The organism is Pseudomonas sp. NFPP04 (assembly GCF_900113815.1).
GTDB lineage: Bacteria > Pseudomonadota > Gammaproteobacteria > Pseudomonadales > Pseudomonadaceae > Aquipseudomonas > Aquipseudomonas extremorientalis.
Genome location: NZ_FOQS01000009.1, coordinates 231,716 through 245,459, shown reverse-complemented (window position 1 = coordinate 245,459; position 13,744 = coordinate 231,716). Strand labels below are relative to the sequence as shown.

At 60.9% G+C, this 13,744-nt stretch carries 11 protein-coding genes and 1 pseudogene; 4 read left to right on the top strand and 8 right to left on the bottom strand.

The features are described from left to right. From BM017_RS20130 to BM017_RS20115, 3 genes and pseudogenes are all read left to right on the top strand, one after another. Positions 1-1,242 (top strand): RHS repeat-associated core domain-containing protein (locus BM017_RS20130; RefSeq protein WP_177344877.1); only part of this gene is annotated, 1,242 nt, incomplete at its 5' end. 3 nt (positions 1,243-1,245) lie between these two features. After that, a complete protein-coding gene (locus BM017_RS20125) occupies positions 1,246-1,653 on the top strand; it encodes an Imm50 family immunity protein (protein WP_092247633.1) in 408 nt (135 codons plus the stop codon). Between the two features lie 556 nt (positions 1,654-2,209). Further along, positions 2,210-2,572, top strand: a pseudogene (locus BM017_RS20115) (Mpo1-like protein). 2 nt (positions 2,573-2,574) lie between these two features. Here BM017_RS20115 and BM017_RS20110 read toward each other — a convergent pair. The 3 genes from BM017_RS20110 to BM017_RS20100 all read right to left on the bottom strand — a co-directional run bounded on the left by BM017_RS20110 (position 2,575) and on the right by BM017_RS20100 (position 4,547). After that, the gene (locus BM017_RS20110; RefSeq protein ID WP_092247630.1) at positions 2,575-3,372 is read right to left on the bottom strand and encodes an acyl-CoA thioesterase; all 798 of its coding nucleotides are present in this window, start codon (positions 3,370-3,372) and stop codon (positions 2,575-2,577) included. A 90-nt stretch (positions 3,373-3,462) separates the two neighbouring features. Continuing rightward, entirely contained in the window at positions 3,463-4,224 is a 762-nt protein-coding gene (locus tag BM017_RS20105; RefSeq protein ID WP_092247627.1) for a CHAD domain-containing protein, read from the bottom strand. 44 nt (positions 4,225-4,268) lie between these two features. After that, positions 4,269-4,547 (bottom strand): hypothetical protein, encoded by a 279-nt coding sequence (locus BM017_RS20100; RefSeq protein WP_012722962.1) that lies wholly within the window; start codon positions 4,545-4,547, stop codon positions 4,269-4,271. A gap of 214 nt (positions 4,548-4,761) precedes the next feature. Between BM017_RS20100 and BM017_RS20095 the strand changes: the two genes are divergently transcribed. Continuing rightward, positions 4,762-5,799 (top strand): patatin-like phospholipase family protein, encoded by a 1,038-nt coding sequence (locus tag BM017_RS20095; RefSeq protein ID WP_058424475.1) that lies wholly within the window; start codon positions 4,762-4,764, stop codon positions 5,797-5,799. A gap of 61 nt (positions 5,800-5,860) precedes the next feature. On the opposite strand, the gene BM017_RS20090 is transcribed toward BM017_RS20095, so the two are convergent. The 5 genes from BM017_RS20090 to kdpA all read right to left on the bottom strand — a co-directional run bounded on the left by BM017_RS20090 (position 5,861) and on the right by kdpA (position 13,740). Then, positions 5,861-6,550, bottom strand: a complete 690-nt coding sequence (locus tag BM017_RS20090) for a response regulator (protein WP_071490041.1) — start codon at positions 6,548-6,550, stop codon at positions 5,861-5,863. 37 nt (positions 6,551-6,587) lie between these two features. Then, positions 6,588-9,239, bottom strand: a complete 2,652-nt coding sequence (locus BM017_RS20085) for a sensor histidine kinase (protein WP_092247625.1) — start codon at positions 9,237-9,239, stop codon at positions 6,588-6,590. 124 nt (positions 9,240-9,363) lie between these two features. Next, a complete protein-coding gene (gene kdpC / locus BM017_RS20080) occupies positions 9,364-9,909 on the bottom strand; it encodes a potassium-transporting ATPase subunit KdpC (protein ID WP_071490039.1) in 546 nt (181 codons plus the stop codon). A gap of 64 nt (positions 9,910-9,973) precedes the next feature. Continuing rightward, complete coding sequence (gene kdpB, locus BM017_RS20075; RefSeq protein ID WP_092247622.1) at positions 9,974-12,037, bottom strand: potassium-transporting ATPase subunit KdpB; 2,064 nt, start codon at positions 12,035-12,037, stop codon at positions 9,974-9,976. An 8-nt stretch (positions 12,038-12,045) separates the two neighbouring features. Further along, entirely contained in the window at positions 12,046-13,740 is a 1,695-nt protein-coding gene (kdpA, locus tag BM017_RS20070) for a potassium-transporting ATPase subunit KdpA (RefSeq protein ID WP_092247619.1), read from the bottom strand. Between the last annotated feature and the right edge of the window lie 4 nt (positions 13,741-13,744).

The following is a 13,744-nucleotide window of genomic DNA, read 5'->3' as shown; positions in this document are numbered from 1 at the left end:
CGCAAGGGCGAACACCGCTACCACTACGACCCACTCAACCGCCTCACCCGCGCCGACCACACCCAAGGCGAGCAGGAACGCTTCGGCCACGACTCGGCTGGCAACCTGCTCATGCACAACCGCCCCGGCCCGGACATCGTCGCCGGCAACCGCCTGATGATCCAGGGCGACCATCATTACGACTACGACGCCTTCGGCAACCTGATCCGCGAACGACGCGGTAAGGGCCATCAACTCGTCACCGAGTACCGCTACGACTGCCGGCACCGTATGATCGGTATTAAAAAACCCAACGGCCAGACCGCCAGCTACCGCTACGACCCGTTTGGACGGCGTATCAGCAAAACCGTCGACGGCATCACCACCGAGTTCTTCTGGCAAGGCGACAAACTCATCGCCGAACACCACCAGGACCGCCACCGCAGCTACCTGTACGAACCGGACAGCTTCCGTCCGCTGGCCTTGCTGGAAGGCTTCGGCCCCAAGGAAACCAAGCCCTACCACTACCAACTCGACCACCTCGGCACGCCGCAAGAACTCACCGCCCCGGATGGCGAAATCGTCTGGTCGGCGCATTACCGTGCCTACGGGGAAATCACCCGACTCGACATCGGAAAAGTCGACAATCCGCTGCGTTTCCAGGGTCAGTATTTCGATCAGGAAAGCGGGCTGCACTACAACCGCCATCGCTACTACAATCCGGATGTTGGTCGTTACCTGACGCCGGATCCAGTGAAGCTGGCGGGTGGGATCAATGCGTACCAGTACGTGCCTAATCCCACGGGATGGGTGGATGCGACAGGGCTGAGCGCCAATTGTCCGCCGAAAGGGATACAACAGCCAGCCTGTAAAACACAGAATGAACCGGAAACACCTGATGTTTCTCGCAGAGGCGCTTTCAGACAAGCGAAAAGAGATGCTGGGATACCGATGGTTCAGGCCCCGGATATGGTAGTAGACCCAGACATAGGAAAGGCCAAACAATACACGACTGAAAAAATGACAGACAAGAATAGGAAAACAGTTCTGGATGAAAACGGCAAACCCATAAACACAAAAGTCTATCAATTCACAAGAGCAAACGGCTCGAAAATCCTTATCCAAGACCACTCAGCAGGCCATAAATACGGTAGCGTAGATGGAATTGGAGACCATTCATCGCACTTTAATTTGAGACCAATCGAAAAACCTCGAAAAGGTTATCTTGAAGGCGCAAAAAAACACTATCCATTCAGGAAATAAAAAATGAAATACTGGAACGAGTTAGAGGGGAGTATATTTCTTAGCAAAGTCTTCAGCCTTCCTGTTGAGATTGGAAAAATAGCCATTTCCTCATTAAGGGTAGAAAATGATCAGCCTTGTATTGGAATAGGATTCGACATCTCCGAATTTCCAGACAAACTACCAGAAAAATGGAAAAACAAAGGGTATAACATGTGCAGACTTGGAATAACCTGCAACGACATTAAAAATCTGAAAGTCTTTAACATCCCCGCACACGAGGTATTTACCGTAAAAATCAATAAGAAAATGGACCACTTTACTTTTGAAGCCACCAGCGATAATGCACACATAGAGTTCAACGCAAAATTTATTTCACTCAGCGGACCAACCGTTTACATCAACGATCCGGACGACTATTACTTCAAATAACCAAACCCAGTATATACTTCCCCATAAATGCGGCTAGGGGGGGCGCCACCTAATCCATCATCTCGAAAAAATATAGACAACTCATTCGAAACTTTAAATATACGCGCCAGAAAATTGAATCGGCAGAACTCACGACTTCGATTAACAATCTGGCGTGGAGTCTTTTCAAGTCAGAAAGCGATGTACCCGAACCAATCGAATTGAACGAAAAAGCACAGAATACGACTCTAACTTCTGGCAGGAAATACAGAACAGGATTAGTCAAGAAATCTAGTTTCAGTGGGGTTCGATTCGGCATACAGGGCTTAGAAAATCCATGATGCAAAAGATATTACAGCGGTTCTGGGTGAGACGACCGGTTATCCATTCCAGATAACCGATAACAACCTCACGTTTCTGATACACATGGACGACCATGACTGCGTTATTTGGACATAAGGGGGGACATGCCGAAAACTACCCTCTATGACCCCCATAGCCAGCCCCAATTCGCCGCCCCGCCCGCCCCCGCCTAAACTCTGTTCAAGTTGTTTCAACGGACAGAGGATTCATCATCATGGGCAAACGTCACCCCAATCTCCCCGCCTGGCAATGGCGTCACTACCCGCAGAACCATCAGCACCCGACCAACCTGGCGTTGCACCTGATTGCCGTGCCGCTGTTCATCATCGGGTTTCTGTTGATTGTATCCGGGGTGTTCAGCCTGAGCCTGGCCAGTTTTGCCGTCGGTGTGGTCGGTATCCTGGCTGGCCTGGCGTTGCAGCGTCATGGTCATAGCCTGGAAGCCTAGGCCAGTGAACCGTTCAGTGATCGTAAAGATGCTGTCCAACGCCTGGTGGTCGAGCAGTTCGTGACCTTTCCGCGCTTTGTGTTGAGCGGTGGCTGGTGGCGCGCCTGGCGGCAGCGCCACAGGCATTGAGATCAGGCGAAGACCACCACGGTCTGACGGCTGATGGCGATGAGTTTGCCGGTCGGGCTCCACAGGGCGGCGGCGGCATGGCCGTAGCCGTCGCGGGCGTGCTCGATATTGACGTAATACTGGCACCAGTCGAGGGTCGTGAGGTCTTGCAACGGCTGGATGAATTCGATGGTCCAGGTCAGGGTGCTGCCCGGTGCCGGCTTTTTCAGGTGCGGCAGCAACGCAGGGGGCCAGGCGTCGACCAGGGCAAGGATATGCGCCTCCGTCAGCGGCTCTTCCTTCACATCGCCGCGCAACCGTACCCAACCGCCCATGTCGCGGGATTTATTACCGGTAAAGGGTAAGCCGCCGACGCTCCAGCGCATCGCCAGATGGCGCATGAATTCCGGGGTGACGCCCTTGATATAAGGCAGTTCCTGGCACTCATCCCAGTGCTTGAACACCGGCGGCGCTTCGCTTTCGACCGCAATTTCCGACTCACGGGCCCCACCGAAACTGGCCTGTACCAGTGTCGCCACTTCACCGTTCTGCACCACACGGCCAAGCAATTGGCTGACGGCTTTGCCTTCGCGCAGCACTTCGACTTGATAACTGGCGGGGACGTCCGGCGCTACCGGGCCAACAAAGGTGATTGCCAGCGACCGTAAAGGACGATCCGCGGGCACTTGGGCACGCAGGGCTTCGTATTGCAATGCGGCGACCAGGCCACCAAAGGTCGCACGGCCCTGGGCCCATTCGGCGGGGATGGTGACATCCAGCGGGTTGCTGCGGGCGGCATCGAGCAAATCACTAAAGCGCATGGCGGTCTCACATCAAAGGGAACAGATGAGGGATCTTAACCATCAGGCCAGTCAGGTACAGCGCCTATTCCGGCCAAAAGCCGGACCGGCTTAGAAACAATCAGCGCTGAGTTTATCCAGCACTCGATCCGCCTGCCCTTCCGCCTTGGCCATGGTGCGATGCCATACGGCAACACAAGGTTGCAGATCAGCCTGGCGTTCAGCCTGGGCCAACCACTGCCAGCAGTCATGCCAATCCCCCAGGGCGCCCTGGGCTTTTTTCAGGTGCGACATGGCGTTGGCGGGCAATTTATCCAACTCGGGATAGGCCTCGGCGGCGTAGCGCACGCGCTTGATCAGCAAGCGGAGGCGATGGCGATCATGGCCCGGATCCTTCAAGGCCTTATCGAGTGCCTGCCATTGCTTGGCCAGACGCTTTTCGATGCGTGGGCGCAGGCCTTTGAGCAACTTCTGGTGCTCAGAAGCACGGATGAAACGCGGGAAGGCGTCGAGGATCAGCAGCAAGTGCGCAAGCTCCGGGCTTTGCGCCACCTGACGATAGGCCTCGGGTTGCAGGCGCAGTCGTCGGTTTGCGGCCTCATGATGGCCATGCAGGTGCAAATACGCCGCCAGCACCTCGCGGTCGCGTAGCGGCGTAGTCAATTGGCCGACGGTGCTGGCCGCCAATTCAAGCTGCTCCACCCCTGGCAAGCCGCGCAAGGGGCGCAACAGGCTGCGCAGACGGCGCACAGTGGTGCGCAGGTCATGCAGGGCTTCGTCGTCGGTGACGGCGGCAAGACGAGCCTGGCAGCTCAGCAACCCTACTTCCAGGCCAATGACCTGAGCGACTAACTGATCGACCAAAGCTGACATCCTGCCCCCACTACCTGATGAGAAATCCTACTCGCTGCTACAGGTCAACGCCCGGCACGAGACTCACGAATATAGAACCGCGCTTTCTCGGCCTTGTTGGAGCAGCCTTCAAACGCTTCAAATTGCTGCTGGGTCTTGGCGCCTGTCAACAGAGACAGTGCCTTAGAGTAGCTCACGGTGCCGGCAAAGCCTTCGGCCTTGGCCAGGTCAAGTTCTTTCCAGGCGGCGTCCAACTGGCTGCCGCAACTGTCGCGGTAGGCGGTTTTCCCGGCGCAACCAGCCAGGGCCAACACGATCACAGGCACACACATCCAGGCTTTCATCAATGACACCTCAAAAAGAAAAAACAGTCGTACGTTGTAGACGTTGCCTACAGGGAAAAGTGCCTGTCCTTAGCCTGAAATCGATAGTACCTATTGGCCAGAGCATACCCGAGCAGCAGCGCTATCCTGGAAAAATATTGCAGGCTCCCACGAATATTGAAGCCGGCCTCTCATGGGTGCATTGTGGGCACCTGCCTTGGGGAGGACATGGACCATGAAGAAACGTGTTGCCTTGGTGCTGGGTTCCGGTGGAGCCCGGGGCTACGCCCATATCGGGGTGATCGAGGAAATCGAGCGGCGCGGCTACGACATCGCCTGTATCGCCGGCTGTTCAATGGGAGCGGTAGTCGGCGGCATTTACGCCGCTGGCAAGCTGGACGAGTATCGAAACTGGATTGAAAGCCTCGACTACCTCGACGTGTTGCGCCTGGTCGACGTGAGCTTCCGCCTGGGCGCCATTCGTGGCGAGAAAGTCTTCGGGCAGATCCGCAAGATCGTCGGCGAGATCAATATCGAAGAACTGCGCATCCCCTACACCGCAGTCGCCACCGACCTTACCAACCAGCAGGAAATCTGGTTTCAGGAAGGCTGCCTGCACCAGGCCATGCGCGCCTCGGCGGCGATTCCCAGCCTGTTCACCCCGGTGATGCAAGGCAACCGCATGCTCGTGGACGGCGGCCTGCTCAACCCGCTGCCCATCGTGCCGGTGGTGTCGAGCCACTGTGACTTGATCATCGCGGTCAACCTCAACGCCACCAATCAGAAGCACTACCAGTTGCCGGTGATCCAACGCCCGCCCGCGTTCAAGAGCCGCTTCAACAACCTGGCGAGATCACTCGGTTCGCACCTGCCCTTTCGCCGCAAGCAGGCCGAACAATTGATGAAACTCGAGCAGGAGGCGTTGGAAGCGCAGGCGGCGGAGATCAACCCTTGGCTGGAATCTGCCGAACCGGAATCCCAACAACCCGCCGCGGCACCGGAAAAGCCCGGCGCACCGAAGTCGGCAACCGGGTCGTTCATCATTGATAACGTCGGCCCGGCTTCGCTGCTGGACCTGATCAACCAGAGCTTCGAGGTGATGCAGACGTCGCTGGCGCAGTACAAGATCGCCGGCTACCCGCCCGACGTGCTGATCAACGTGCCGAAGCGGGTGTGCCGTTTTTTCGAGTTCTACAAAGCGCCGGAATTAATCGCCCTGGGGCGGGAAATTGCCAGTGATACGTTGGATCGCTATGAAAGTGAGCAACGCTGAAACAGGCGCGTCACTAACGCCGTTGTGGCGAGCCCGCTCGCCACAGAGAAGCACCTGAGATCTATCCGCCCAACAACCGATACCCCACCCCCGCCTCGGTCACGATAAACCGTGGCTGGGTCGGGTCATCCGCCAGCTTCTGGCGCAGGTGTCCCACGACGATGCGCAGGTAGTGGCTGTCCTCGGTATGGGTCGGCCCCCAGATATCCTTGAGCAATTGCTGCTGGGTAATCACCCGCCCAGGGTGCCGTGCCAGTTGCGCCAGCACCGCGTACTCCTTGCGCGTCAGCGCCACTTCAGCGCCGTCCAGCAGCACCCGGCGATAGGCCAGGTCCACCGTCAGCGGGCCAAAACGCAAGGCTGCTTCCTGGGCTTCCCCCGCTGGCGCCTGGCGTAGCAATGCACGCACCCGGGCGAGAAACTCCTGGATGCCAAAGGGTTTGGTCACATAGTCATTCGCACCACCATCCAGGGCCTCGACCTTTTGCCCCTCGCTGGCCCGCACCGACAGCACCAGCACCGGCACCGTCGACCACTCGCGAAATTCACGCAGCACCTGCTGGCCGTCCATGTCGGGCAGGCCAAGATCGAGGACCAGGAGGTCCGGCTTGTTCAACGCGGCCTGGGCCAGGCCTTCGTTGCCGGTACCGGCTTCGATCACTTTGTAGCCCTGGGAGGCCAGGCTGATGCGCAGGAATTTGCGGATCTGCGGTTCGTCATCAATGACCAAAATCGTCGCGGTCTGGCTCATGGCTTCCAATCAAAATCCGTGAAGAAAACAGGGTAGCTCATGCCTCGCGCTCCAGGCCAGGCTGTGTCGGCAACGGCAGGAACAAGGTGATGCAGGTGCCACGCCCGTCAATGCCGTCGGCCACGCTGATATGCCCACCGTGGGCGCCGACCATGCCCTGGCAGATTGCAAGGCCCAGCCCCGTGCCCTGCCCGCCTCGATCACCGCGTGCTGCGGTGTAGAACATATCGAAGATCTTTGCGCGCTCATCCTCGGGAATGCCGGGGCCTTCGTCGGCCACGGCGAAGAACAGCTGGTTATCGGCAACGCCGGCGCTCAGTTGCAAACGCCCTTGCGGCGGCGAAAAACGCGCGGCGTTTTCCAGCACATTCACCAACGCCTGCTCGATCAACGCAGCATGCACATACAACAATGGCAACTCGGGCGGTACGTCGGTACTCACCTGCAACGGCGCCAGCACTGCACGCAGACGGCCGAGGGCGCTGCCGACGATATCACCCGGCGACACCCAATCCCGCGCCAGCTTCAACGCACCGTGGCCGAGGCGGGTCATGTCCAGCAGGTTCTGAATGTAACGGTCAAGACGCTCAGCCTCATCGCGAGTGCCTTCAAGCAATTCGCGACGATCCTCCAGCGGGATCGCTTCACCAAGTGCCAGCAAGCTGTCGATGCTGCCACGCATGGAGGTCAGCGGTGTGCGCAAATCATGGGAGACCGACGCCAGCAAGGCGCTGCGCAGTTGCTCGGTTTCGCCGTGCAACCTTGCAGACTCCAACTCCTGGGCCAGTTGCGCCCGCGCCAGCGCCTGGGCCAATGGCTGGCTCAAGGCGGTGAGCAGGCGACGGCGTTGGCCGCTCAATTCCAGGCCCGGTTTGGGACTGACCCCCAGCAAACCCAGCGGGCCTTCTTCGCCCGACAACGGCCACCACCACCAACGCCCGAACGGCAGGGTCCCGGTGCCCATGCCCGCTGGTTGGTCATGTTGCCAAGCCCAATCGGCAGCAGCACGCTCGGCTTCGGTAAGCGTCAGCGGGCCGCCGGTCTCGATTGTCCAACCGCCTTGGCCATCACGATTGACCAGGCACAGGTCCAGGTCGCTCCAGCCTTCCAGGTGATGTGCGGCAGCACTGATCACCGCCTGGCGATCGGTGGCGGCCGTGAGTTTGCGCGACAGGTCGAGCAGCTCGCTGGTTTCTTCCTGGGTGTCGCGCAACGCCTGCAACTGGCGGCGCTGGCGCGCAGCCAGGTTGCCGGTCAGCGCCGCCATCAACAGGAAGAACAACAGGGTCAGTACGTCTTCTTCACGCTGGATGGCGAAGGAAAAATTCGGCGGGATAAACAGGAAATCATAGGTCAGGAACGACAACGCCGCACACACCAGCGACGGCCCCAGGCTGCTACGCACTGCCACCAGCAATACCGCCGCCAGGAACACCAGAGAGATGTTCGGCAGCGGCAAGGCGCTGGACACCGCCCAGGCCACCGCCGCCGCGACCACCGTGGCCAAAACCGCCAGTGCGTAGTCGAACCACACTAGCCCGCGTACATCCGGCAAGCGCGGCGGCGCCGGGATATCGTCGCTGTCGAGGACGTTGATTTCCAAACCTCGCGCATTACGCAACAAACGCGCAGCCAGGCCGCCGCCGAACAAGCGACGGCGCCAACGCATCCGCGACTGCCCCACCAGCAGCAGACTGGCGCGGCGTTCGGCGGCGTGCTGGATCAGCGTCTTGGCCACCTCCCCTGCGCGCAGCAACACCACCTCGCCGCCCAGTCGCTCGGCCAACTGCTGGGCATTTTGCAGGCGCAGCCGCGACTGCTCGTCCCGCGCTCGGCCGTTATCGATATGCACCAGGCTCCACGGCAAATGGCGGCGCTGGGCAACCCGGCTGGCATGGCGCACCAGGCGCTCGGCCTGGGCATCGCCATCCACGCCGACCAGCAAGCGCCCACGCACCGCCGGCGCGGCTTGGCCGAGCTGGCGATAGCCTTGGGCCAAATCGTCATCGACGTGGGCGGCGGCGGTTTGCATGGCCAACTCGCGCAAGGCCATCAGGTTGGTCTGGGTGAAGAACGCATCGATGGCCGCCCGCGCCTGCTCCGGCACATAGACCTTGCCATCGCGCAGGCGCTCCAGCAGCTCGCGGGACGGCAGGTCGATCAGCAGCAGTTCGTCGGCCTCTTGCAGCACCCAGTCCGGCAGGGTTTCACGCACTTGCACGCCGGTGATGCCGCGTACCTGGTCGTTGAGGCTTTCCAGGTGCTGGACGTTGACCGTGGTAAACACGTTGATGCCGGCAGCGAGCAGTTCCTGGATGTCTTGCCAGCGCTTTTCGTGACGGCTGCCGGGGGCGTTGCTGTGGGCCAACTCGTCGACCAGCACCAGCTTGGGCTTGGCGGCGAGCAGGCCGTCGAGGTCCATTTCTTCGAGCATCACGCCACGGTATTCGCTGCGCAGCAACGGTTGCTGCGGCAGGCCGCTGAGCAAGGCTTCGGTCTCGGCACGGCCGTGGGTTTCGACCACACCGGCGATCAGCTTCACGCCCTGTCGCAGTTGCGTGTGCGCGGCCTGGAGCATGGCGTAGGTCTTGCCCACACCCGGCGCGGCGCCAAGGAAGACTTTGAGCCGGCCACGGCCGTCCCGGGGTAGATCGGCTAACAGGGCATCGGCGCGGCCGGAGTCGCTCATGCTCGGGGTTCCTTCAGATGTTTATGGGTTGCGCCCCAGGCCGTCATCGCGGGCAAGCCCACTCCCACATTTGGAATGCATTCCCCTGTGGAAGCCGGCTTGCCTGCGATGGCGGCGGCACTGCCTACAACTTTTCCAGGGCCATATTCAGCGCCAGCACATTCACCACCGGCGGGCCTACCAGCGGGCTTTCGATGTGTTCATCGAGCAAACGCTGCAAAGTCGACACCGGCACATTCCGCGCCGCCGCCACCCTTGCCAGTTGATAGGCAATCGCCTGGGGTGGCAAGTGTGGATCAAGACCGCTGCCAGAGGTAGTCAGCGATGCCAGAGGCACCGGCCCTTGGCTTGGCACCAACTGTTTACTCGCGTCATCGAAGATACGCGTCGCCAGCGCCGGGTTGCTGGGGCCGAGGTTACTGGCGCTGCTGGAGACCGTCGCAAACGCGCCAGCCGATGGGCGCGGATGGAACCAGCTGGCACCGGTAAAGTCCTGGGCAATCAGGCTGGAGCCACGCACCTTGCCGCTGTCGTCGCGCACCAGGCTGCCATTGGCCTGGTTCGGGAAAGCCACTTGGGCGACACCAGTCACCACCAGTGGGTAAGCGACGCCGGTGATCAGGGTCATGAGCACCAGCAGGCTCAGGGCCGGGCGGATCATGTTGGACATTTCGGATTCCTCAAGTCGGTCATTGCAACCTGTGGGCACCCGTCGGGCGCCCACAGGAATCGGGTCAAACCAGGTGCAACGCAGTCAGCAGCATGTCGATCGCCTTGATGCCCACGAACGGCACCAGAATCCCGCCCAGCCCATAGATCAGCAGGTTGCGCCGCAGCAATGCCGCCGCGCTCGCTGCCTGTACGCGCACACCGCGCAGCGCCAGGGGGATCAGCACCACGATGATCAGCGCGTTGAACACGATGGCCGAAAGGATCGCGCTCTGCGGGCTCTGCAAGTGCATCACGTTGAGCACGCCCAGTTGCGGATAGATCGAAGCGAACAGCGCCGGCAGGATCGCGAAGTACTTGGCCACGTCGTTGGCGATGGAAAAGGTGGTCAATGCGCCACGGGTCACCAGCAATTCCTTGCCGATCTGCACCACGTCCAGCAGCTTGGTCGGGTCGCTGTCGAGGTCGACCATGTTGGCGGCCTCGCGCGCAGCCTGGGTGCCATCGTTCATCGCCATGCCGACGTCCGCCTGGGCCAGCGCCGGGGCGTCGTTGGCGCCGTCGCCGCACATCGCCACCAGGCGACCATCATTTTGCTCATGACGGATGCGGGCGAGTTTTTTCTCCGGGGTGGCTTCGGCCAGTACGTCGTCCACGCCCGCTTCAGCGGCAATCGCGGCGGCGGTCAGCGGGTTGTCGCCGGTGACCATCACGGTACGGATTCCCAGTTTGCGCAGCTCGGCGAAACGCTCACGGATGCCCGGCTTGACCACGTCCTTCAGGTGGATCGCGCCGAGCAACTTGCCGTCGGCACACACCAGCAACGGGGTGCCGCCGCTCTGGGCGATCTTGTCGATTTCCCGCGACAGCGCAGGCTGCAAGTCGCGACGTTGTTGACCGATGAAGGCCAGCAGCGAATCCACCGCGCCTTTGCGGAACACACGGCCCTGGTAGTCGACACCGGACAAGCGGGTTTCAGCACTGAACGGCACGGCCGTCAGTTCGTCTGCGGTCGGCTCGGCTTGAGGGTGCAAGGCGCGCAGGTATTCAACGATGGATTTACCTTCCGCCGTGTCATCGGCCAGGGAGGCGAACAATGCGCCTTCGGTCACTTCCTTGCCACTGACGCCAGGCGCCGCGACCACCGCCGCACAGCGACGGTTACCGAAGGTGATGGTGCCGGTCTTGTCCAGCAGCAACACATGCACGTCGCCCGCTGCTTCCACGGCACGCCCGGACTTGGCGATCACGTTGAGGCGCACCAGGCGGTCCATGCCGGCGATGCCGATCGCCGACAGCAAGCCGCCAATAGTTGTAGGAATCAGCGTCACCAGCAGTGCGACCAGGAACACCAGTGGCAAGCTGCCGCTGGCGAAGTGGGCGAACGGCTGCAGGGTCACCACCACCAACAGGAAGATCAGGGTCAGGCCGATCAGCAGGATATCCAGCGCGACTTCGTTGGGGGTTTTCTGGCGTTTGGCGCCTTCCACCAGGGCGATCATGCGGTCCAGGGTCGACTCGCCCGGGTTGGCAGTGATGCGGATCAGCAGCCAGTCCGACACCAGGCGTGTGTTGCCGGTGACGGCCGAGCGGTCGCCACCGGACTCGCGGATCACTGGTGCGGACTCACCGGTAATGGCCGCTTCGTTGACCGCCGCGATGCCTTCGATGACTTCGCCGTCACCGGGGATCATTTCCCCGGCGGCAACGCGCACCACATCGCCTTTGCGCAGGCTGGTGGCCGGCACGACCTTGAAGCTGCCATCGGCCTCCTTGCGCCGTGCGCTGAGGCCTTCGCTGCCGGCCTTGAGGCTGTCGGCGCGGGCCTTGCCACGCCCTTCGGCCAGGGCTTCGGCGAAGTTGGCGAACAGCACGGTGAACCACAGCCACACGGCGATTTGTACGGCGACAAACGTGGGCACGGTGGTGTCGGGCACGAAGCACAGCACAGTGGTGAGGATCGCGGTCAGTTCGACCACCAGCATCACCGGCGAACGTTGCAGTTGGCGCGGGTCCAGCTTGACGAACGCCTGGACCAGCGCCGGGCGCCACAGAGCCGAGACGGCGGTTTTGGCAGGCTCCTGGGTTTTGACCGGGGCCGCATTTTTTGCAGGCATATTCATGTTCATATCGCCTCTTAGAAGCCCATGCTCAAGTGTTCAGCAATGGGACCCAGCGCCAGCGTTGGCAGGAAAGTCAGGCCGCCCACCAGCAGAATGGTCACGGTCAACAGGGTCACGAACAGCGGGCCATGGGTCGGGAAGCTGTTCTGGCCGATCGGTGCGGTCTTCTTCATCGCCAGGCTGCCGGCCAGGGCCAAGACCGGGAGGATGTAGCCGAAGCGACCGATCAACATGCCCAGGCCCAGCATCAGGTTATGGAACGGTGTGTTGGCGCTGAAGCCACCGAAGGCCGAGCCGTTGTTGGCACTCGCCGAGGTGTAGGCGTAGAGCAACTGGCTGAAGCCGTGGGGGCCAGGGTTGCTGATGGCACTGGCCGGGCCAGGCAGGCTGGCGGCAATGGCGCCGAGCACGAGCACACCCACCGGCATCACCAGCAGGGTCACCACCAGCAATTGCACTTCCTTGGCCTGCAGCTTCTTGCCCAGGTATTCCGGGGTGCGGCCGATCATCAGGCCGGCGAGAAACACCGCGATCAACACGTTGAGCAACATGCCGTACATGCCGGCGCCGACGCCGCCGAAGATCACTTCGCCGACCATCATGTTGACCAGCGCGACCATGCCGCTGAGTGGATTGAGGCTGTCCTGCATGCCGTTGACCGAGCCATTGGATGCCGCTGTCGTCGTCACCGACCACAGCACCGTACCGGCGGTGCCGAAGCGTGCCTCCTTGCCTTCCAGTGGCGCAGTCTGCTCCACGGCCGGATTGTTCAGGGTCGGGTTGGGCTGGTATTCGGCCCACAGCGAGGTCGCGCCGCCGATCAGGAACAACGCCAGCATGCAGCCGAGGATCGCGCGGCTCTGACGCAGGTCTTTCACGTAATGGCCGAAGGTGAACACCAGCGCCACGGGGATCAGGATGATTGACGCCACTTCGAACAAGTTTGCCCAAGCGGTAGGGTCTTCAAACGGATGCGCCGAGTTGACACCGAAGAAGCCACCGCCGTTGGTGCCCAATTGCTTGATCGCAATCTGGCTGGCCGCCGGGCCCAGGGGGATCACTTGGTCCACACCCTGCAGGGTCACGGCATCCACGTAATGGGCGAAGGTCTGGGGTACGCCCTGCCACACCAGGAACAACGCCAGCACCAGGCACAACGGCAGCAAGCCGTAGAGGGTGGCGCGGGTCATGTCGACCCAGAAGTTGCCCAATGTCTTGGTGGATTTGCGACCAATCCCACGGCAAAGCGCGACCAGCACTGCCAGACCGGTCGCTGCGCTGACGAAGTTCTGCACGGTCAGGCCGGCCATCTGGCTGAGGTAGCTCAGGGACGCTTCACCGCTGTAGGACTGCCAGTTGGTGTTGGTCATGAAACTGACCGCGGTGTTGAACGCCAGCGTCCATTCCTGCCCCGGCAATTTCTGCAGGTTCAGTGGGAGGTAGTCCTGGAACAACAAGATCGCGAACAACAGCAAAAAGCCCGCAAGGTTGAAAGCGAGCAACGCCAGCATGTACTTCTGCCAGCTCTGTTCCTGATGCTCGTCCACGCCCGACAGGCGATAACAGGCACGCTCTACGGGGCCGAGCACCGGCGTGAGCCAGGTGCGCTGCCCTTCCATCACTTTGTAATAGAACCGCCCCAGGAACGGGGCCGGCACCAGCACCACGGCAAAGAAGGCAATGATCAGCCAATAGTCATAACTGTGCATGGCC

Coding starts and splice junctions, on each gene's coding strand:
- kdpA (WP_092247619.1), bottom strand. CDS start 13,740: ATGCACAGTTATGACTATTGGCTGATCATTGCCTTCTTTGCCGTGGTG.
- BM017_RS20110 (WP_092247630.1), bottom strand. CDS start 3,372: ATGCGCTTTAGTGATTTGCTCGATGCCGCCCGCAGCAACCCGCTGGAT.
- BM017_RS20085 (WP_092247625.1), bottom strand. CDS start 9,239: ATGAGCGACTCCGGCCGCGCCGATGCCCTGTTAGCCGATCTACCCCGG.
- kdpC (WP_071490039.1), bottom strand. CDS start 9,909: ATGTCCAACATGATCCGCCCGGCCCTGAGCCTGCTGGTGCTCATGACC.
- kdpB (WP_092247622.1), bottom strand. CDS start 12,037: ATGAACATGAATATGCCTGCAAAAAATGCGGCCCCGGTCAAAACCCAG.
- BM017_RS20105 (WP_092247627.1), bottom strand. CDS start 4,224: ATGTCAGCTTTGGTCGATCAGTTAGTCGCTCAGGTCATTGGCCTGGAA.
- BM017_RS20125 (WP_092247633.1), top strand. CDS start 1,246: ATGAAATACTGGAACGAGTTAGAGGGGAGTATATTTCTTAGCAAAGTC.
- BM017_RS20100 (WP_012722962.1), bottom strand. CDS start 4,547: ATGAAAGCCTGGATGTGTGTGCCTGTGATCGTGTTGGCCCTGGCTGGT.
- BM017_RS20090 (WP_071490041.1), bottom strand. CDS start 6,550: ATGAGCCAGACCGCGACGATTTTGGTCATTGATGACGAACCGCAGATC.
- BM017_RS20095 (WP_058424475.1), top strand. CDS start 4,762: ATGAAGAAACGTGTTGCCTTGGTGCTGGGTTCCGGTGGAGCCCGGGGC.